Origin of the sequence: Paraburkholderia sp. GAS38 (genome assembly GCF_050434965.1) — a bacterium.
In the GTDB taxonomy this organism is placed as follows: domain Bacteria; phylum Pseudomonadota; class Gammaproteobacteria; order Burkholderiales; family Burkholderiaceae; genus Paraburkholderia; species Paraburkholderia phenazinium_A.
Map to the genome: position 1 here is coordinate 30,505 of NZ_JBNDJO010000006.1, position 18,021 is coordinate 48,525.

The window sequence follows — 18,021 nt, forward strand, 5'->3', positions numbered from 1 at the left end:
TTCAGCTCTCGGTAGGGGCGGGGCGCGCGCGTTTCGCGCGCGGCTTGCGGCCGTTGGCTTGCGCGGCTTCGGCCTGCGCGCGTTCGGTCAGAAAACGATAAAGCAGCTCGCCGGTGCCGAGCAGATGCGCGGCGACCAGCGAGCGGGCGGCCTCGATGTCGCCGCGGCGCACCGCGTCGAGAATGGCCGTGTGTTCGCGATCGGACTCGTCCTTGTACACGGGCAGTCCGAATTTGAGGCGCAAATAGCGTTCGCCGCGGCGATGCAGCGTGGTGATCATCTCTTCGAGCTGAGACCGGGCGGCAGGCGCATACAGGCTCATATGAAACGCCTCGTTGCGCGCGACGTAGAGCGCCGGGTCCAGCTCGGCCTCGGCGGCGCGGCACAGCGTTTCCGCCTCGCGCAGCGTCGCGGCGGTGTGCCGGGGAATGGCGAGGCCAATGGCAAGACTCTCCAGCGCCGAGCGAATTTCGTAGATCTCGCGGGCTTCCTCCGCCGACAGCGGCGCGACCGTCGCACCCTTGTGCACGGCGACCTTCGCCCAGCCTTCGCTTTCCAGTTGCCGCAACGCCTCGCGCACGGGAATTGCGCTGACCGAGAAGTGACGGGCAATCGCGTCCTGCCGCAGCGGGGCGCCGGGCGCCAGCGTGCCTTCGACGATCGCCGTGCGCAGTGCGTCTGCAATCACACGTGAGGTGCTGGCCCGCGGCGTGACCGTTACAGGCAGAAAAGGGACGCGCGGTGCGCTGTCCAGGGGAAAACCATCGGTTGCGTCGTTCATAATTTCAAATATTATATATGAAATGGCGCGTTTGCAAGGGGGAGATCCGGGGCTCAGGCGGCAAGCGGAACCTGGGCACCGAGGTCAGGAGGGGTTTGGGCCTTCTGAGGAAGGCCTGCTGTACCAGCCGCACGCACGCTAACCCGCTGTTAAGAATAGGCAATAGGCAATCCAACCGTAGGGCCGGAGGAGCACGATGAATACAATCTCGGACCGCGCGCGTGTCGCGCGGCATCGCACGCCACTTAACCGCTCGCAGATAGCCGGTTTCTGGGGCGCATGGGCGGGCTGGACGCTGGACGGGATGGATTCGTTCATCTACGCACTGGTTCTCACGCCCGCGCTCACTGAACTGCTGCCGCGTTCGGGTTACGCGGCGACACCTGCCAACGTCGGGCTCGCCGGGTCGATCCTGTTTGCGCTGTTTCTGGTCGGCTGGGGGCTGTCGTTCATCTGGGGGCCGCTCGCGGACCGCTTTGGCCGCACCAAGGTGCTGGCCGGCACGATCTTCACTTTTGCAATTTTTACGGGGCTTTCGGCGCTCTCGCAGAATGTCTGGGAGCTGGCTATCTTCCGTTTTATCGCGGGCGTGGGGATTGGCGGCGAATGGGCGCTGGCGGGCACCTATGTGGCGGAGGCCTGGCCTGAGGATCGTCGCAAGATGGGGGCGGGCTATCTGCAAACCGGCTACTACGCCGGCTTCTTTCTGGCCGCCGCGCTCAATTACACGATCGGGGTTCACTACGGCTGGCGGGCGATGTTCCTGACCGGCGCCGTGCCGGTGTTTGTCGCGATTCTGATCCTGCTGCGCGTGAAGGAGCCGGAAAAGTGGCAGAAGGCGGAGCCGAACGCCGTGCGCAGCCGGCCGTTGCGCGAGATTCTCGGGCCTGTGTACCGGCGTCGCACCTGGGTTGCGTGCGCCTTGCTGACGATTGCGATTATCGGGCTGTGGGCGGGGGCGGTGTATGAGCCGTCGGCGGTGATCCAGCTCGCGACGCGCGCCGGGATGGGCAAGGCGGACGCGATTCGCACGGCGTCGATCGCCACCGGCTTGCTATCCATTTCGACGGTTCTGGGCTGTCTCGCCCTGCCGCCGCTAGCCGAACGGATCGGACGTAAGAAGACCCTGGCGATCTATTTCGCGGGCATGGCAGTGGCGATTGCCGGCAGCTTCGGCTGGTCGTTTTATATGCCGAACGGGCTGGTGCCGTTTATCGCGTGGCTGTGCGTGCTGGGGTTCTTCGGCGGCAATTTTGCGCTGTTCAGCCTCTGGCTGCCGGAGCAGTTCGAAACCCGCGTGCGGGCGACGGCGTTTGCGTTCTGCACCTCGTTCGGGCGCTTTGTGGGGGCGGGCGTCAACTTCCTGCTGGGCGCGGCGGTGCTGCATATGCATACGCTCGGCATCCCGGTCGCGTTGACTGCGCTCGCGTTCGTCGTCGGGCTCTTCATCATTCCATTTGCGCCGGAGACGAAGGGGGAGGTGTTGCCGCAGTGAAGAGGGGACGCGGCGCACATCCTTGTGCGCCGCGGGTTGGCCGATTGGCCAGGTGGTATCTGGGCGCGATACGCGGCATGCTTCGTTCTGGTTAGGCGGTGTTTGGCATCCTGATCGCACACTTGAGATCTTGTACCGGTTTCTGTACAATTGATTTCAGAGCCGTGAACGTCCAACTCATGTTGGGTCGGTGGACTTGCCCCCTTCTGGGGTCGGCTTGGTTCGCTACGCTAAATACCGCTAACTTTTTTATCAGGAGCGGCCGAAGGTAAGCCTCCGGGCCGGATAAGCCATGAACACCCTTACTTACAGCGAGGCCCGTGCAAGCTTTAAGCAAGCAATGGACGACGTATGCCGCGACCACACGCCTATGCTGATTACCCGGCAAGGCGGCGAACATGTGGTGATGGTTTCGCTCGAGGACTTCAGCGCCATGCAGGAAACGCTGTATCTGTTGAGTTCTCCGAAGAATGCCGAACGGCTTGTACGTTCTGTTGCCCAGATCAATGCACGCAAGGGTACGCCGCGCAAACTGCTGACAGATGAGCAAACAGAAAGCCCGCAACAAGGAGACCGTGAGGTCCGATAGCGTTTTTGTCTTCACGGATGAAGCTTGGGATGACTATTTGCATTGGCAAAGGATCGACGCCAAGGTTTTGCGGAAGGTCAACGAATTGCTGGAAGAATGCCGGCGTGACCCTTTCAAGGGGTCCGGTAAACCGGAACCCCTGGTAGGCAACCTGACGGGTTTCTGGTCGCGTCGAGTGACGCATGCCGATCGTCTTGTCTATCTTCCTCAGGACGGACTGATCTACGTCGCCGCTTGCCGGTTTCACTACGACGACTGAAGCGACGCCGGGCGCCACCACGCCCGGCATCGCCCCGGCGATGCTCAATCCACCGGATGCCTGACCCGCGCACCACGCCGCAGAATGGACACCAGCGGCCACCCAAGATTGACACCGAGACTCGCCGTCACGATCAACGCCATACCGGCCAGTTGCGGCGCGGACAACGCCCGTCCATAAACAAGCGCATCCACAACGATCGCCGTCAGCGGATAAACAAACAGCAGCACCGCGATGATCGGCGTAGTCAGCTTGGGCAGCGCGCCGTAGATCAGCACATACGAAAGCCCCGTATGCAGCACCCCCATGCCGACCAGCCAGAACCACTGCGCCGGCCCAATATGCGCCACCGAATGCAGCGGCGCGATAAACGCCAGACAAACCACGCCGACCAGGCACTGCGCGAGCGTCAGCAGATGCGGGCGCAACTGGCCGAGACTCTTGGCGATCAGCGTCACGCTCGCATAGAGCACCGAGCCCGCCAGCGCCTCGCCTACGCCAAACAGATAACTGGCGTGTCCCTGCAGGTTTTCGCTCGTGGCCACGCCTGAGGCGAGCACGAGTCCGACAAACGCCGTCGCGATCCAGCCGAGCCGGTCGCCGCCAAGGCGTTCATTGAACAGCGCCGCGCCCATCAGCACCACCCAGAAGGGCTGCACGTGAAACACCACGGTCGCGACCGCGATGCTGGTGCGATGAATCGCGTCGAAAAACCACACCCACTGGGTCACCATCAGCAGGCCCGACAGTACCGCGAGCAACACCATGCGCAGGGTGAAGCGCTGCGCCCGGAAGAAACCCTTCCACGCGCAATAACCGGCCAGCGCCAGAAAGCCGAACAGGCAGCGAAAGAACACCATCGTCATGGCGTCGAGCCGCGCTTCCTCGACGAAGATGCCGATCGTCCCCATCAGCAAACCGCCGCTGGCAAGGGTGATGGCGCCCTGTTGACGTGAGGTGAGTGACATGCAAAACGCTCCGTGACGATAACCAGGTCGAGTATCGGGGACTTGCCGTCACGCAACAAACGAATAAAATTGAGAAATTCGATAAGCTGGGCTTATAAATCATGCACCCTGAATTCGACGTCGATCTGCTGCGCACCTTCGTCGCCGTGGTCGAGGCGGGCAGTTTCACGAAAGCCGCGGCGACGGTGCACCGCTCGCAGGCGGCGGTCAGCATGCAGATCAAGCGGCTCGAAGGCATGCTCGGCACCACGTTGTTTGCCCGCGATACCCGCAATCTGGCGCTGACGCGGCCTGGCAGCACGCTGCTCGAGTACGCGCGGCGCGTGATCGATCTGCATGAGGAAGCGTGGTCGGCAATCGTGCGGCCCGAGGTCACGGGGAGGGTCGTGCTGGGCGCGCCGGACGACTACGTGTCGTCGTTGCTGTCGCCGGTGCTCCGGCGTTTTTCGAACCTGTACCCGCACGTCGAGATCGAGATTGTCTGCGCACAAAGCACGGCGCTCGCGCCGATGCTGGCGGACAACAAGATCGACCTCGCGTTCGTTACCCGCGACCGCAAGCTGCGCGGCGAATATGTGCGCAGCGAGCCGATGGTGTGGGTGGGGGCGTCGGAGGATACGCCGGTGCTGGCGGCGTCGCCCTTGCCGGTGGGCTTATACGAGCCGGGCTGCGTGGCCCGCACCCACACGCTTGCGGCGCTGGACTCGGCGCGGATCCGCTACCGTGCCGCCTATAGCAGCGCCAGTCTGCTCGGACTCGTGGCGACCGTCGATGCGGGTTTGGCGGTGATCGCGCTGACCCGTTGCAGCGTGCCGTCGCGTCTCGCCATCCTCGGTGCCGCGCAGGGTTTGCCGAAGATCGAGTCGCTGGAGATCGTGGTGGCGCGCAGCGCCAAATCGGACCGGCCGACCTGCGATTACCTGGCAGCCCAGATGATTCAGGATTTGTCGGTGCGGGCGCAGCCGCGCGCTTCGGCGGCTGCCGCGTCCGCGGCGCCGCGCGACGAACGCGCGTCCGACGTTCAGGCGCGCGCGTAGGCCGTGACGTCGCCGTCGATGGCGAGCCGCACGCGCTCACCCGGCTGCGGCGTCCGGTAGCCGGGCACGCGGGCGCGTACCACCGTGCGCGCCGCCGACTGCAACTGCAGGCCGACAGCCGCGTCCTGTCCCTGGAAGATCACGTCCTGAACAATGGCATCGAACGAAGCCGTGCCGTCCGGCGTAGTTTCGTCGGCGCGCCACAGACGGATCTGCTCGGGGCGCACCATCACGTCGACGGCGCCGTCTTTCGCCGGCGCCGCCAGCGTCAGTTCGCCGAGTTCGCAGGTCACCCGGTCGCGTGCGGCGACGCCTTGCAGCAACACCGCCTCGCCGATGAACGACGCAAGCTCGCGCGTCACCGGGCGCCGGTAGATGATTTCCGGCGTCGCGGTCTGGATCAGCTTGCCGTGCCACAGTACCGCGACCTCATGACCGAGCGAAAGCGCTTCCGATTGATCGTGCGTCACCAGCACGGCGGTGGCGCCGGCTGCCGCCAGCGCGCTGGCCACGGCCTGACGGGTTTCGAGGCGCAGCGCGGCGTCGAGCGAGGAGAACGGCTCGTCGAGCATCACCAACGTGGGCGAGGGCGCCAGCGCGCGTGCCAACGCTACCCGTTGCTGCTGGCCGCCGGAAAGCTGCTGCGGCGCGCGCTCGGCGAACGAAGCCGGCAAGCCGACCAGTTCGAGCAGTTCGGCGACGCGATGGCGCGCCCGCCGTTGCGCGCGCGGCAGACCGAAGACGATGTTGTCCGCTACCGACAGATGCGGAAACAGCGCGCCTTCCTGCGGCACATAACCAATGCGGCGTTGTTCCGACGGCACGTGCAGCGCATCGCCGGCGACGCGCCGGCCGTCGATTTCCACCGTGCCGCGGTCCGCGCGTTCGAAGCCGCACAGCACGCGCAGCAGCGTGGTTTTGCCGCTGCCGGACGGACCGAGCAGGGCGAGCAGCGTGCCGCGCTCGACGGACAGATCGATGCCGTGCAGCACCGGGTTGCCGTCGAACGATTTTTGCAGGCCGCAGATACGAAGTTCGCTCATGAGAATCCGATGGGGATAGCGGGAGTGCGACGCAGTCTTAGCTGCGTTCGCCGAGCAGCGCCGAGCGGCCGAGCAGCGCGAACAGCAGGCCGGAGGCGCACAGCGAAATGCCCGTGAGCAGCGCCGCGTAGGGCGCGGCGGCGGCAAACGCCATGGTCGAGGTGTCGGACCAGACCTGCGTGGCGAGCGTCTGGGTGCCGATGGGCGAGAGCAGGAGCGTCGCGTTGAGTTCGGTGACCACGGAGATGAACACCATCGACGCCGCCGCGCCCAGACCTGGTCCAGCGAGCGGCAACAGCACGCGCACCAAAGTCTGCCGCCAGCCCAGCCCAAGCGCACGCGCGGTTTCTTCAAGACGCGGCTGCGCCTGCATCAGCGCGGCGCGCACGCTTACCAGCGCAAGCGGCAGGAACAGGATCGCGTACGTGATGATCAGCAGCGTGGTGCTCTGGTAAAGCGGCTGCAGCGAATGCACCGCGAGCGAGACGACGGCGAGCGCAATCACGAGGCCGGGGATACCTTGCGCGAGAAACACGGTGCGTTCGAACAGGGTGGCGAGGCGCCCCGGATAACGCACCAGCAGAAACGCCAGCGGCACGATCAGCAGCGTGGTCAGGACGGCGGCGCCGAGTCCGAAACCGAGCGAGGAAAGCGTCGCATTGAACAGCAGTTCGGGCGAGACGTCGGCCGGCGTGACGGCGGCCGCGCCCGGCTGCGTCAGCCAGTAGCCGATCATGCCGAGCGGCACGCCGAGCGTGGCGAGGGTCAGCGCGGCGAAGCCTGCGACCACCAGCCAGCGCCACACGCCCAGGTCATAGCGCAGCACGGCGCGGCGCGCGCCGCGATCCACACGTTCATAACGCGCCGCGCCGCGCACGCGGAATTCGAACGCGAGCACCACGAGGCACATCACGATCAATAGGCAAGCCAGCAGCGAGGCGCCCGGGCCGTCGAAGCTGGTGCGGTATTCGGCGTAGATTTCGGTCGTGAAGGTGCGAAAACGCAGCAGGGTGAACGCGCCGAATTCGGACATCACGCCGAGCGCGACCAGCAGCATGCCGCCCAGCAAAGCAGGGCGCAGTTGCGGCAGGATCACGCGGGAAAAAGTGCTCCAGCGGCCGCAGCCAAGCGAGCGGGCGCTTTCTTCCAGTGCCGGGTCCATGCTGCGCAGCGCGGCCGCGACCGGCAAATAGACCAGCGGAAAATAGGCGGAGGTAATGACCAGCAAGGCGCCGTTGAAGTCCTGCAGATCCAGACTGAACGACACCCACGCATAGCTCGTGATGAACGGCGGCATGGCGAGCGGCGCAGCCATCGCCACGGCCCAGAAGCGGCGCCCGGGCAGGCGGGTGCGTTCGACGAACCACGCGGCGGCCGTACCCAGCACGGCCGCGGCGAGCGTGGCCGACACCGTGATCATCAGCGTATTGACCAGCAGTTCGCCGACCAGCGGCCGGAACACCAGCTCGGCCGCTTCGGCAAAACCAAAACTGGCCGCCCGCCAGACGGTAAAGGCGAGCGGCAGCAACACCAGCAATGCGCTCAGCGCGGCAGCTGCGAACAAACCACGCGGCGCGCGCTTGCGGCCGCGCGCCGGTTCAGAGGCAACAGCCGGCGGGGCGGCTGACACGGCATCGCTCATTTACAGCAGTCCGGCCTGGCGCAGGAGTTTGCCGGCCTGGCTGTCGTCACCGAGTTGCTGCACTGTCAGCGTCGGCGGGCTCAGTTCGGTGAACGGCTTGAGGATCGGATCCGGTGCGACGCCGCTGTGCAGCGGGTACTCGAAGTCGACGTGGCTCTTCGCCAGCAGCGTCTGGGCACGTTCGCTGACCAGATAGGCGAGGAATTTCTGCGCGCCGTCTTCGTTGTGCGCCGACTTCAGCACCGCCGCGCCCGACACGTTCACGAGTGCGCCGGCATCGCCGTTGCTGAAGTGATAGAGCGCGCTACGGGTGGCCTTGTCGCCGATTTCGGCATTCAGACGCGCCCAGTAGTAGTTGTTGATGATGCCGGTTGCGACTGCACCGCGGTTCACTGCGGCCACCACACCTTCGTCGTCGTCGAAGATCTGCGAGTTGGCCTTCAGGCCCTTCAGCCACTCGAGCGTTTGCGCTTCGCCCTTCAGGGCGATCACGGCGCTCACGAGCGGCAGGAAGTCGCCGTCGCTCGGCGCAATGCCGACCTTGCCTTTCCATTGCGGCTTGGCCAGATCGAACAGCGATTGCGGCAACTGGTCCGGCTTGACCTTGGCCGTGTTGTAGGCCAGCACGTTTTCACGTGCGGTGACGCCGACCCATGCGCCGGTCGGCGAATCGAAACGCGTCGGGACGGCCGACAGCGTCGCGGCATCCACCTTGCCGAGCAGACCCTTTTCTTCGAGCAGCATCAGTTCCGGCGAGTTTTCCGTGAAGTAGACGTCGGCGGGGGAGGCGGCGCCTTCCGCGACGAGCTGCGCGGCCAGTGCCGGGCCTTCGCCGGTGCGGATCTTCACCGAGATGCCGGTTTGGCTCTGGAAGTCCTTCGCGAGCATGTTGACGACCTGCTCGTGCTGCGCGCTATACAGCGTGATCGATGCAGCATGGGCGGCGAGCGGTGCAGCACCCAGCGTCGCCAGCAGAAGGGCCGCCGCGCCGCTGATTGCGCGAACACGGTTGCCAAGCCAGGAATGAGTCATGATTCAAAATTCCTTTTGTGATGGTATCGATCTGTTTCACGCGCGGCGAGCCGCGTGGGCGGCGTTCGCGCCTTACGTTTCGAACAGCCCCGCGCCGATGTACGAACCCGGTTTGGCGCCCGGCGGGCAGGCAAACACCGCGCTGCCGACGTGCGTCGTGAACTGGTTCATCATGTCGAACTTCGAGAGCTTCTCGTTGATGGGGATAAAGCCGGTACGCGGGTCGCCCTGGTACGCAATGAAAATCAGCCCCGTGTCGTACTCGGTTTCCTGGCGCCATGGCGGCCAGCGCTCGATGTAGAAATTCGAGCTGTCGTTGTACGAATACGAGCGGCGCAGAATCTGCGCGCCGTTATTGGTCGCCTGGTTCGACAGCCGGACATGCGAGTTTTCCGGAATCACCGGATTGCCGTCCTTGTCCTGCGCGTCGAGATCGAGCGGGTCGAATTCGTTCTTCTTGCCGATCGGCGCACCGCTGTACTTGTGACGGCCGAACACCTGTTCCTGGAAATCCTCTTCCGTCATGTCCCAGTGTTCGAGCGTGATGCGGATGCGGCGCACGACGCCGTACGAGCCGCCCTGCATCCACGGTGCGTCCGCGCCGTTCGCCCAGACGAACTGGTTCATCAGCTCGGGTTTTTTCGTCGACGGGTTGTTGGTGCCGTCCTTGAAGCCCATCAGATTGCGCGGCGTTTGCCCGCGCGGACCCGACACGAAGCCGGCCTGGCCCCAGCGCATCGTCGCAATGCCGTAGCTCTGGCGCGCCAGTTGGCGCACCGCATGGAAAGCCACTTGCGCGTCGTTCGCACAGGCCTGGATGAACAGGTCGCCGCCGGTTTTTTCCGGCAGCAACTGGTCGCCGTTAAAGCGCGGCAGATCGACGAGCGCCGCCGGGCGCTTGCTGGCGATGCCGTAGCGGTCCTTGCCGTCCGAGGTGAACAGACCTGGGCCGAAGCCGAAGGTCACCGTCAGGCCGGCCGCGCCGAGGCCCAGCACGTCGCCGGAATCCGGCGCGGCTTTGCCGTCGGCGCCGGGCAGCGCGCCTGCGGGCAGGCCCTGGGTCATGCGCGCGGCGGCGTCGGTCCAGGTGCGCAGCAGGGCGATCACGTCTTCGCGTTTGGTCGTCGTGAGATCGAGCGCGGCCACGTAGATATGCGCTTGCTGCGGCGTGACGATGCCGCCCTGATGCTCGCCGAAGAACGGTTCGACGGCGAGGTAGGGATCGTCGGTGTGCGCTTGCGGCTTGCCGAGTGCGGCGTGGGCGACGCTGGTCGCGGACAGGCTCGCGCCTGCTGCGACCGCCGCCCCTCCCGCCTTCAGAAAGCCGCGCCGGGCAGGCCGCTTGGGGGGATGTGTATCGTTTGCCATGATTACTTCGCGAGTACCAAAGTGTTCACGTCGTCCTGCACGTAGTAAAAACCGTCGCCCGCCGGCGTCATGACGATGCCGAACAGGTCGCCGTTACCCGGAGGCGACTGCGCCTTGTCGGTATCGATCCAGCGTGCGTAGATCTGCTTGCCGCTCGCCGGGTCGATCTCGACGACCTGGCCATTCAGCGCGTTGGTCACCAGCAGGTGGCCGTTGGGCGCCGTGACCATCGCCAGCGGCCGGTGCAGCAGGCCGTCGGCGGTGAGCTGGCGGCCCACACCGGCGCTGGTGTCGCGCGTCATCGGATCTTCGATCACGTTGACGCGGTTGCCGATTGCGTCCGAAACATACAGGAGTTTCTGATCCGGCGACAGGGCGAGGCCGGTCGGCCCGACGAGGAACACGCCCTTGTCGGCCTGCGCGCCAAAGCCGCTGCCCACGACCATTTCCTGCTTCACGACCGGCGGCTTGCCGTCCGGAATGTCGAGATCGAGGCGCAGCACGGTGGCTTGCTTGAACACCGGCGGATCGCCCGCCGCCGAACCGACGCCGAAGCCGGCGTTGCTGACGAACAGCGTGGCGCTATTGCCGTTGTCGACGACCGCCATGTTGCCCCACGGGTCGTTGATGTTCGGGCTGTTGATGGTCGAGACCACCTTGCCTTGCGGATCCAGCACGATCAGGCAGCCGGCGCCCTTGGTGCCGGTGGTGCCGTCGTTGCTCGGCGTGCTGCCGACGATCACCCAGCCCGACTTCAGCATGGTCATGGCGGTCGACAGACCGACGCCGCCCGGGCATTCCTTCAGATCGCGCGGAATCACGGCGAACACCGACATCTGCTTGGTATCCGGGTGGTAATCCACGATCGTGGAGCCGGTGCCTTGCAGGTTGGTCGAGTTGTTGAAGTTGTCGACGAGCACGTCGTCTTTCTTCACCGTGCCGGCCGAAACCGGTGCGACGACCAGCGCATACGGGTTCTGGTCGCCGTTGTCGGGCACCGTATTGATGAGCGTGGTGTGCTTGTGCACCGTCTCGAGGAAGCCTTGCGGATCGGCGTACGCGGTGCCGGCCGCGAGCAGCGCGGCGGCGCCCGCCGCTGCTGCCATCAGTGCCCGCGTAGCGCGCGGCAAAGACTTGCGCTTGGGGTAATTCATGATTGAGCCTCCGTGCCTGCGCACAAAGCGTTGAATGCGGTCATGATCGAAAGCATGGTGTCCAGGTTATGAAAGCGGTCAGAACGTGATGTTGGTTCGCACGCCGACAACAAGAGTGTTGCGCAGCGCCTGAGTCGGGTCGCTCGGGTTCTGTCCGGCGCCGGCATTGAACGTGTATTGCGCGTCGGCCTGGATCTGCCACCACGGGTTGACCTGAAACTGATAGGTCGCTTCCAGGGTGGTTTCCTGCGTGCGCACGCCGTAGGGACTGTTCAGGAAGGCCCGATTGTCGAGATCGAGGTTCTCCACGCTATTGCTGACCTTGATGTAGGTCAGTGCGAGGCCCACGGTGTCGTTGTCGCGTCCGGCGAACGGCGCCTTCATCACTACGCCGAGGTTGGCGGAGAAGTCGACGAGGTTGCGGTCGCCTGGTGCGCCCATCACCCGGGCGAACACATTGATGCTGCGCGGCTCGTCCGGATCCGGACGCCACACCATCTGGTCTGCCACGGCATAGAAACTGTAGTCGCCGCGATGCTGCGCAGCGACGCCCGTCGAATTCGGGTTCGCCAGCGACACGCCGGTGTTGTCGTAGTACTCGTCGGCGAAGCTGCCGGTGTTGTACCAGAAGCCGAGCTTGTAGCTGCCGGGCAGGCCGGTGTTGCCGGCGCCGACCATCTCGCCGTCGCCCGGCTGGTTCAACGCGTACTGCAGTTCGCCGATATACAGCGCGCTGGTGTGCAGGTTGAAATTCGTGCCGCTGATGTTGTTCGGATTGTTGCCGAGCGGGTCGCCGTCGAACACGCCTGCGAGGGCGGTCAAGGTCGGCGTGATCTGGCCGCGCACGCGCACGCCGAGGTCGGCGAGCGGGTAGGCCGGGCCGCCCGACGGCATGTCGTAAGACGGCAGCGCGGGCCAGCCGAACATCGTATTGACGAACAGGCCGGCGCTCTGGCTGCCGATGAACTCCTGATCGATACTCTGCTGACCGACCTTGACGTCCATCTTGTTGTTCAGGAAGGACTGCTGGTACCACAGCTCCCACAGACGGGTCGTATCCTGCGCCTCGATCCCGCTCGCGGTATTCAGCGTGCCGAGATTGTCGGCGCTCAGATTCTGGCCGTGGATGTTCAGCGCGCTGACGTTGAAGAGACCGCCCGGCAGGCCGAATGCCTTCTTCGTATCCACCTGGACCGTGGCCGTCGTCAGGCCGTCATAGGTGCCGCCCGTGTTCAGGCCGCCGCGCGCGTTGTAAAGGTATTCGCTGGTCTCGGTCAGGCCGAACGTCACGCCGTACTTGCCGAGCCACGGACGCAGGCCGCCGATGTCGCCGAGCAGGTTGCCGCGGTTCCACACGCCGGTCCATTGGCCGGTGGGCCGCGCCTGAATGCTCAGGTCGGCCTCGGGCGCGTCGTTCGGCGCGGCGTCGGGATTGGTCTCGGCCATCGCGGTGGCCGCCGTCAGCGAGGCCCAGGCGAATGCTGTGTAAAGCGCCACGCTGCGAATCGAGGGCAGACCTGGCTTGCGTGCGGCGCGACCGCGCGGTGTAGCATTCCTGGATGGACGCGCGTCTGACGCGCGTCGTTTGGACTGGGCGAACTTCATCGAAATCCTTATTGTGTTGTATCGACTGTTCCGGCTATCTGCTTTGGGTGACGATAGCCGGCATCCCGCGCATTGCTGCTGCGGTTCGCGACGCCTCAGGCAGCAATGTCGAGATCGTACGCATGCCCAATAGGTGCGTCAATACAAATGAGAACGATTCGCAACAATATTACTGGGGTGTAATTGATATTTTTACGGTTGCTGGCTTTTATTTGACTTTTTGTTATTTAAAAGTAATTTAAACGTAATTAAATGGTATGGAATTGAAGGCCTGTTTTGCGACGCCTATCGGTGCTGATGCGCGAGCGGTGAGCTTGTCCGGGAGGGTGGACAGCGCGCTGGTCCTTCGCGCGAAAGCTCGTGTGACAGATGCATCGAAGCGGCGCCGGGATGCGCTGTTGAAGTGCCCGAATGCAACGAAAGCTTGTTGTCAGGAGATCTGTCCATGAATCGACACATTGTTTGCTTTCGTTGGTCGCCGGCGCAGGTGCGCTTGATATAGTCGCTACCGTCGTTCCCAGGACCCACACTCATGTCAAATGCACTCGACCTCGACCTGTATTTTTCCCGCATCGGCTACGAGGGTCCGCGCACGGCGACGCTCGCCGTGCTACGCGAACTGCACCGCCTGCATCCGCTCGCGATCCCCTTCGAAAATCTCGACCCGCTGAGCGGCCGCACGGTCTCGCTGGAATTGCCGGCCGTCGTCAACAAGCTGCTCGAGCGCCGGCGGGGCGGTTATTGCTTCGAGCAGAACCGGGTGTTCGCCCATGCGCTGATGCAACTGGGCTTTCGCGTGACGCCTCTGATCGCGCGGGTGTTGTGGGGGCGTGAGGCGGACGCCGTCACGGCTCGCACCCATATGCTGCTGCGCGTCGATATCGACGACACGCCCTGGCTCGCAGACGTCGGGTTCGGCAGCGCGACGCTGACCGCGCCCTTGCGTCTCGAGGCGGGCATGCCGCAAGCCACGCCGCTCGAAGCGTTTCGCCTCGCGGATGCGTCGCATGGCGCGCTCGACCTGGAAGTGCAGTCGGGCGACGGCTGGATGAAGGCCTACCGCTTCGAGCAGCAGCGCGCCGAGTGGATCGACTATGAGGTGTCGAACTGGTACACCTCCACCTGGCCGGCGTCGCTCTTCGTGAGCAACCTGATTGTCTGCCGGGTCTTGCCGCATGGGCGCCTCGCGCTGCGCAACGACCGTTTGACGGAGCGCGCCGCTGACGGCCAGGTGGTCAGTGAACAGGTGATCGGAACGGCCGCCGACCTCGCGGCATGCCTCGGCGAACGGTTTGGCTTGCCGGTCGGCGAGTTCGACGTGCCGCGCCTGTTCGAGCGCATCCGGGAGCCGCACTGACGCGGCCACGAAGACTCGACGAAGACCGATGAAGGCCAATGAAGGCCAATGAAGGCCAATGAAGGCCAATGAAGGCCAATGAAGGCCAATGAAGGCCAATGAAGGCCAATGAAGGCCAACCAAGGGGCAACCCCGGGGCAATCAGAAGGGCCAATGAAGAACCCAAACTGCGGAGCCTGATGCGATGGTCAAAAACCTGCTGCTTCAATTGGCGCTCTGGTTTGCCTTCATGGCGGCCCTGCTGTTCGGTGCCGCCGGCACGCTGCACTGGGTCGCGGCCTGGTGGTTTCTGCTCGAATGGGCGGTGCTCGGCCTGTGGTTAGGCCTGTGGCTCGCGCGGCATGATCCGGCGCTGCTCACCGAACGGCTGAAACCCATCGTGCAGCCGCAACAGAGCCGCTGGGACCAGATCTTCATGGCTTATGTGGGTGTCGTCTGGATTGGCTGGTTGATCCTGATGGGACTCGACGCCGGCCGTTTTCATTGGTCGTCCATGCCGGGCTGGCTGAATGGGCTCGGCGCGCTCGGCATGTTCGTGTGCATCTACGCGTGCCGCTCGGTGTTCCGCGCCAACAGCTTCGCGGCGCCGGTCGTCAAGATCCAGTCCGAACGCGGCCACACGGTCAGCGACACAGGACCGTACGCCTACGTCAGGCATCCCATGTACGCGTCCGCGCTGCCGTTTCTCGTCGGCACGCCGTTGCTGCTGGGTTCCTGGTGGGGGCTCGCCTGCGTGCCGTTGCTGGTGGCCGGCATCGGCTATCGCGCGGTGCGGGAGGAGCGCATGCTCGCCGAACAACTCGAAGGCTATGCCGCGTATGCCGCTCGCGTGCGCTATCGGTTCGTGCCGTATATTTGGTAGCGGGCGGGTGGCGGGCGTCATCTCTCGAACGTCTTAAAGTTCTCAATCCTCACGTCCCCAGACCCAGGCCGGGCGTCTCGATCCACCCCTGTGCACCCTTGCACCAGGGCGATGCATCGTGCGTCGTTGAGTGAACCTGTCTAGACAAAATGCACCAAAGCAGCGTGCGTGGCGCAGTATTTTTCAATCTCCTTTCGCCTCTGAATCGCGCCATGGGCCTTTATTTATAGGGCTTACCCGAGGATTTCGGTGAAATCTCACAATTGTGCTTGCGACGATTTTTTTACTCATGCAGACTTGTCTAGTCAATTTAGGCGAGTGAATCAGTCGCTCGACTAGCTGGATGGTGTTCCCTCAATCAAAGGAGTTTCGACGTGAAGGTAAAGCGCACTACGTTGGCTAAAGCATTGATTGGCGCCGTCCTCGGCGCAGCGACTATTCTCGCGGCCCCTGTGCAGGCGAAAGAATGGAAAACGGTGACCATCGCGCTGGAAGGCGGCTATGCACCGTGGAATCTGACGCTGCCGGGCGGCAAGCTGGGCGGCTTCGAACCGGAACTGGTGGCGAACCTGTGTGCGCGCATCCAGTTGCAGTGCAACCTCGTCGCCCAGGATTGGGACGGCATGATCCCGGGTCTGCAAGCCGGCAAGTTCGACGTGCTGATGGACGCCATTTCGATCACGCCGGAGCGCGAAAAGATCATCGCCTTCTCGCGTCCTTATGCGGCTACGCCGGCCACCTTCGCCGTGACCGACACCAAGATCCTGCCGAAGGCCGGTCCGACCAGCGCCGTCCTCAAGCTGACCGGCGATCCGAAGACCGACCAGCCGACCGTCGACTCGTTGCGTAAGGAGTTGAAGGGCAAGACCATCGGTATCCAGTCGGGCACGGTCTATACCAAGTTCATCAACGACGGCTTCAAGGACGTCGCCACGATCCGCGTCTACAAGACCTCGCCGGAGCGTGACCTCGATCTGGCGAACGGCCGTATCGACGCTTCCTTCGACGACGTGACCTACTACGCCGCCAACACGGACAAGAAAGAGACCGCTTCGATCGTGATGGCCGGACCGAAGATCGGTGGCCCGATCTGGGGTCCGGGTGAAGGCCTCGCGTTCCGCCAGCAGGACGCCGACCTGAGGGCGAAGTTCGACACCGCGATTGCCGCGGCGCTTGCAGACGGCACGGTGAAGAAGCTCTCCGTGAAGTGGTTCAAGACGGACGTCACGCCCTGAGCGGTAACTGAGTCAAGCGGTACCAGCAGGTGGTCCAGCACGCGCGGCAACGCTCGCGCGTGCCGCCTGATCGATTCAACGGATTGGACGAGGGGTAGGGTATGGCTCTGATCGGGATGCTCGGCTTCGGGCCGGATGGCTGGGGCGGCGTCGTGCTGCTGGCGGCCTTGATGACCGTCGCGCTGACGCTCGCGGCGCTCGCCGTCGGCGCGGTGTTCGGCGCACTGGTGGCGGCGGCGAAGCTGTCGCGCTTTCGCACGCTGCGCATCGTCGGCGACTTCTACACGACCGTGTTTCGCGGCGTGCCCGAACTGCTCGTCATCTATCTTTTCTATTTCGGCGGTTCGACGCTGGTGACGACGATCGGCCAGTGGTTCGGCGCCGACGGCTTCGTCGGCGTGCCGCCCTTCGTGATCGGCGCGCTCGCGGTGGGGATGATCTCCGGCGCGTATCAGGCCGAGGTGTACCGCGCGGCGGTGCTGGCGGTGTCGCGCGGCGAGCTGGAAGCGGCCCGTTCCATCGGCATGCCCACGCTGACCATGGCGCGCCGCATTCTGATCCCGCAGGTGCTGCGCTTCGCGTTGCCGGGCATCGGCAATGTCTGGCAATTGAGCCTCAAGGATTCCGCGCTGATCTCGGTCACGGGCCTCGCCGAACTGCTGCGCGTGAGCCAGGTTGCCGCGGGTTCGACTCATCAATATTTCACGTTCTTCGTCGTGGGCGGCGGCTTGTACCTGGTGATGACGAGCATCTCGAACCGGGTCTTCAACCACGCGGAAGCCCGCGTAGGCCGGTCCTTCCGCCGCAATTTCGCCCGCAACTGACGAGGCCGCGCCATCATGCATATCGACTTCGATTTCCTGTTCGACACGCTGCGCCAGTTGCTCGGCGCCGTGCCGACCACACTCGGCCTGTTCTTCTCGTCGCTGATCCTGGGCGGTCTGCTGTCGCTCGTGATCGTCACGATGCGGGTCTCGCCGCACTGGCTGCCGAACCGCTTCGCACGCGCCTATATCCTCGTGTTTCGCGGCTCGCCGCTGCTGATCCAGATGTTTCTCGTCTACTACGGACTCGGCCAGTTCGGCGTGATACGCGAGAGTTTCCTGTGGCCGGTGCTGCGCGAACCGTATATGTGCGCGGTGCTCTCGCTCGCCTTGTGTACGGCCGGCTATACCGCCGAGATCATCCGCGGCGGCCTGATGGCCGTGCCGGTTGGACAGATCGAAGCGGGCTACGCCATCGGCCTGTCCGGCTTCGCGTTGCTGCGCCGCGTGATCGGACCGATTGCGCTGCGCCAGTGCCTGCCCGCGTATTCCACTGAAGCGGTGTTGCTGGTGAAGTCGACTGCGCTCGCGAGTCTCGTCACCGTGTGGGAAGTGACCGGCGTCGCGCAGCAGATCATCCAGCAAACCTATCGGACAACTGAAGTTTTTATCTGCGCCGCGTTGATCTACCTGTTCCTCAATTTCGTGATCGTGCGCCTGTTGGGCCTGCTCGAAGTGCGCCTGTCGCGTCATCTGCGCGCGGCGCCGGTCCAGGTCGCCTCGCGCCCGGTTTCCGCCACCACCGAAGCACGTCGTGCCGCGCACTGAAC

General features: G+C 64.4%; 17 protein-coding genes. 9 read left to right on the top strand and 8 right to left on the bottom strand.

Features of this window, described 5'->3' with window-relative positions; translation table 11 throughout:
* Window position 1 precedes the first annotated feature (1 nt).
* Window positions 2-781 carry a GntR family transcriptional regulator gene (locus tag P3T42_RS16055; protein ID WP_074295801.1) on the bottom strand — a complete coding sequence of 260 codons (780 nt, stop codon included), beginning with the start codon at window positions 779-781 and terminating at the stop codon, window positions 2-4.
* A 196-nt stretch (window positions 782-977) separates the two neighbouring features.
* Between P3T42_RS16055 and P3T42_RS16060 the strand changes: the two genes are divergently transcribed.
* From P3T42_RS16060 to P3T42_RS16070, 3 genes are all read left to right on the top strand, one after another.
* Window positions 978-2,276 carry an MFS transporter gene (locus P3T42_RS16060; RefSeq protein ID WP_074295800.1) on the top strand — a complete coding sequence of 433 codons (1,299 nt, stop codon included), beginning with the start codon at window positions 978-980 and terminating at the stop codon, window positions 2,274-2,276.
* A gap of 292 nt (window positions 2,277-2,568) precedes the next feature.
* The gene (locus P3T42_RS16065; RefSeq protein ID WP_074295799.1) at window positions 2,569-2,865 is read left to right on the top strand and encodes a type II toxin-antitoxin system Phd/YefM family antitoxin; all 297 of its coding nucleotides are present in this window, start codon (window positions 2,569-2,571) and stop codon (window positions 2,863-2,865) included.
* Window positions 2,819-3,124, top strand: coding sequence for a Txe/YoeB family addiction module toxin (locus P3T42_RS16070; protein ID WP_083640345.1), 306 nt, complete (start codon window positions 2,819-2,821; stop codon window positions 3,122-3,124). Before P3T42_RS16065 ends, P3T42_RS16070 begins: the two co-directional genes overlap by 47 nt.
* 44 nt (window positions 3,125-3,168) lie before the next feature.
* Here P3T42_RS16070 and P3T42_RS16075 read toward each other — a convergent pair whose 3' ends face one another.
* A complete protein-coding gene (locus tag P3T42_RS16075) occupies window positions 3,169-4,092 on the bottom strand; it encodes a DMT family transporter (RefSeq protein WP_429306591.1) in 924 nt (307 codons plus the stop codon).
* Between the two features lie 101 nt (window positions 4,093-4,193).
* On the opposite strand from P3T42_RS16075, the gene P3T42_RS16080 reads away from it, so the two are divergent.
* Entirely contained in the window at window positions 4,194-5,129 is a 936-nt protein-coding gene (locus tag P3T42_RS16080; RefSeq protein WP_074295796.1) for a LysR substrate-binding domain-containing protein, read from the top strand.
* Here the strand turns inward: P3T42_RS16080 and P3T42_RS16085 are convergent.
* The 6 genes from P3T42_RS16085 to P3T42_RS16110 form a co-directional block, all read right to left on the bottom strand.
* Entirely contained in the window at window positions 5,114-6,172 is a 1,059-nt protein-coding gene (locus P3T42_RS16085) for an ABC transporter ATP-binding protein (protein ID WP_074295795.1), read from the bottom strand. The two genes, P3T42_RS16080 and P3T42_RS16085, sit on opposite strands and share 16 nt — an antisense overlap.
* Window positions 6,173-6,209: 37 nt before the next feature.
* The gene (locus P3T42_RS16090; RefSeq protein ID WP_429306592.1) at window positions 6,210-7,814 is read right to left on the bottom strand and encodes an ABC transporter permease; all 1,605 of its coding nucleotides are present in this window, start codon (window positions 7,812-7,814) and stop codon (window positions 6,210-6,212) included.
* Window positions 7,815-8,846: an iron ABC transporter substrate-binding protein gene (locus tag P3T42_RS16095; protein ID WP_074295793.1), complete on the bottom strand. Its 1,032-nt coding sequence runs from the start codon at window positions 8,844-8,846 to the stop codon at window positions 7,815-7,817. It lies immediately after the preceding gene.
* A 72-nt stretch (window positions 8,847-8,918) separates the two neighbouring features.
* On the bottom strand, window positions 8,919-10,214 hold the full coding sequence (gene efeB / locus P3T42_RS16100) for an iron uptake transporter deferrochelatase/peroxidase subunit (RefSeq protein ID WP_429306593.1): 1,296 nt from the start codon (window positions 10,212-10,214) through the stop codon (window positions 8,919-8,921).
* A 2-nt stretch (window positions 10,215-10,216) separates the two neighbouring features.
* Window positions 10,217-11,368 (bottom strand): hypothetical protein, encoded by a 1,152-nt coding sequence (locus P3T42_RS16105; protein ID WP_074295791.1) that lies wholly within the window; start codon window positions 11,366-11,368, stop codon window positions 10,217-10,219.
* A gap of 78 nt (window positions 11,369-11,446) precedes the next feature.
* The gene (locus P3T42_RS16110; protein WP_429306594.1) at window positions 11,447-12,973 is read right to left on the bottom strand and encodes a carbohydrate porin; all 1,527 of its coding nucleotides are present in this window, start codon (window positions 12,971-12,973) and stop codon (window positions 11,447-11,449) included.
* Window positions 12,974-13,505: 532 nt separating this feature from the next.
* On the opposite strand from P3T42_RS16110, the gene P3T42_RS16115 reads away from it, so the two are divergent.
* The 5 genes from P3T42_RS16115 to P3T42_RS16135 all read left to right on the top strand — a co-directional run bounded on the left by P3T42_RS16115 (window position 13,506) and on the right by P3T42_RS16135 (window position 18,019).
* A complete protein-coding gene (locus P3T42_RS16115) occupies window positions 13,506-14,330 on the top strand; it encodes an arylamine N-acetyltransferase family protein (protein WP_429306595.1) in 825 nt (274 codons plus the stop codon).
* A 184-nt stretch (window positions 14,331-14,514) separates the two neighbouring features.
* The gene (locus P3T42_RS16120) at window positions 14,515-15,192 is read left to right on the top strand and encodes a methyltransferase family protein (RefSeq protein WP_074295788.1); all 678 of its coding nucleotides are present in this window, start codon (window positions 14,515-14,517) and stop codon (window positions 15,190-15,192) included.
* A gap of 374 nt (window positions 15,193-15,566) precedes the next feature.
* Complete coding sequence (locus P3T42_RS16125; protein WP_074295787.1) at window positions 15,567-16,427, top strand: transporter substrate-binding domain-containing protein; 861 nt, start codon at window positions 15,567-15,569, stop codon at window positions 16,425-16,427.
* Between the two features lie 101 nt (window positions 16,428-16,528).
* The gene (locus P3T42_RS16130; RefSeq protein ID WP_074295786.1) at window positions 16,529-17,251 is read left to right on the top strand and encodes an ABC transporter permease; all 723 of its coding nucleotides are present in this window, start codon (window positions 16,529-16,531) and stop codon (window positions 17,249-17,251) included.
* Window positions 17,252-17,266: 15 nt separating this feature from the next.
* Window positions 17,267-18,019, top strand: a complete 753-nt coding sequence (locus P3T42_RS16135; protein ID WP_429306596.1) for an ABC transporter permease — start codon at window positions 17,267-17,269, stop codon at window positions 18,017-18,019.
* The last annotated feature ends 2 nt before the right edge of the window (window positions 18,020-18,021 follow it).

Bases quoted from the DNA above. Each gene is read 5' to 3' on its own strand.
- P3T42_RS16090 (WP_429306592.1), bottom strand. From the start codon at position 7,814: ATGAGCGATGCCGTGTCAGCCGCCCCGCCGGCTGTTGCCTCTGAACCG.
- P3T42_RS16105 (WP_074295791.1), bottom strand. From the start codon at position 11,368: ATGAATTACCCCAAGCGCAAGTCTTTGCCGCGCGCTACGCGGGCACTG.
- P3T42_RS16080 (WP_074295796.1), top strand. From the start codon at position 4,194: ATGCACCCTGAATTCGACGTCGATCTGCTGCGCACCTTCGTCGCCGTG.
- P3T42_RS16070 (WP_083640345.1), top strand. From the start codon at position 2,819: ATGAGCAAACAGAAAGCCCGCAACAAGGAGACCGTGAGGTCCGATAGC.
- P3T42_RS16135 (WP_429306596.1), top strand. From the start codon at position 17,267: ATGCATATCGACTTCGATTTCCTGTTCGACACGCTGCGCCAGTTGCTC.
- P3T42_RS16110 (WP_429306594.1), bottom strand. From the start codon at position 12,973: ATGAAGTTCGCCCAGTCCAAACGACGCGCGTCAGACGCGCGTCCATCC.
- P3T42_RS16130 (WP_074295786.1), top strand. From the start codon at position 16,529: ATGGCTCTGATCGGGATGCTCGGCTTCGGGCCGGATGGCTGGGGCGGC.
- P3T42_RS16120 (WP_074295788.1), top strand. From the start codon at position 14,515: ATGGTCAAAAACCTGCTGCTTCAATTGGCGCTCTGGTTTGCCTTCATG.
- P3T42_RS16075 (WP_429306591.1), bottom strand. From the start codon at position 4,092: ATGTCACTCACCTCACGTCAACAGGGCGCCATCACCCTTGCCAGCGGC.
- P3T42_RS16055 (WP_074295801.1), bottom strand. From the start codon at position 781: ATGAACGACGCAACCGATGGTTTTCCCCTGGACAGCGCACCGCGCGTC.
- P3T42_RS16095 (WP_074295793.1), bottom strand. From the start codon at position 8,846: ATGACTCATTCCTGGCTTGGCAACCGTGTTCGCGCAATCAGCGGCGCG.
- P3T42_RS16085 (WP_074295795.1), bottom strand. From the start codon at position 6,172: ATGAGCGAACTTCGTATCTGCGGCCTGCAAAAATCGTTCGACGGCAAC.
- P3T42_RS16065 (WP_074295799.1), top strand. From the start codon at position 2,569: ATGAACACCCTTACTTACAGCGAGGCCCGTGCAAGCTTTAAGCAAGCA.
- P3T42_RS16115 (WP_429306595.1), top strand. From the start codon at position 13,506: ATGTCAAATGCACTCGACCTCGACCTGTATTTTTCCCGCATCGGCTAC.
- P3T42_RS16060 (WP_074295800.1), top strand. From the start codon at position 978: ATGAATACAATCTCGGACCGCGCGCGTGTCGCGCGGCATCGCACGCCA.
- efeB (WP_429306593.1), bottom strand. From the start codon at position 10,214: ATGGCAAACGATACACATCCCCCCAAGCGGCCTGCCCGGCGCGGCTTT.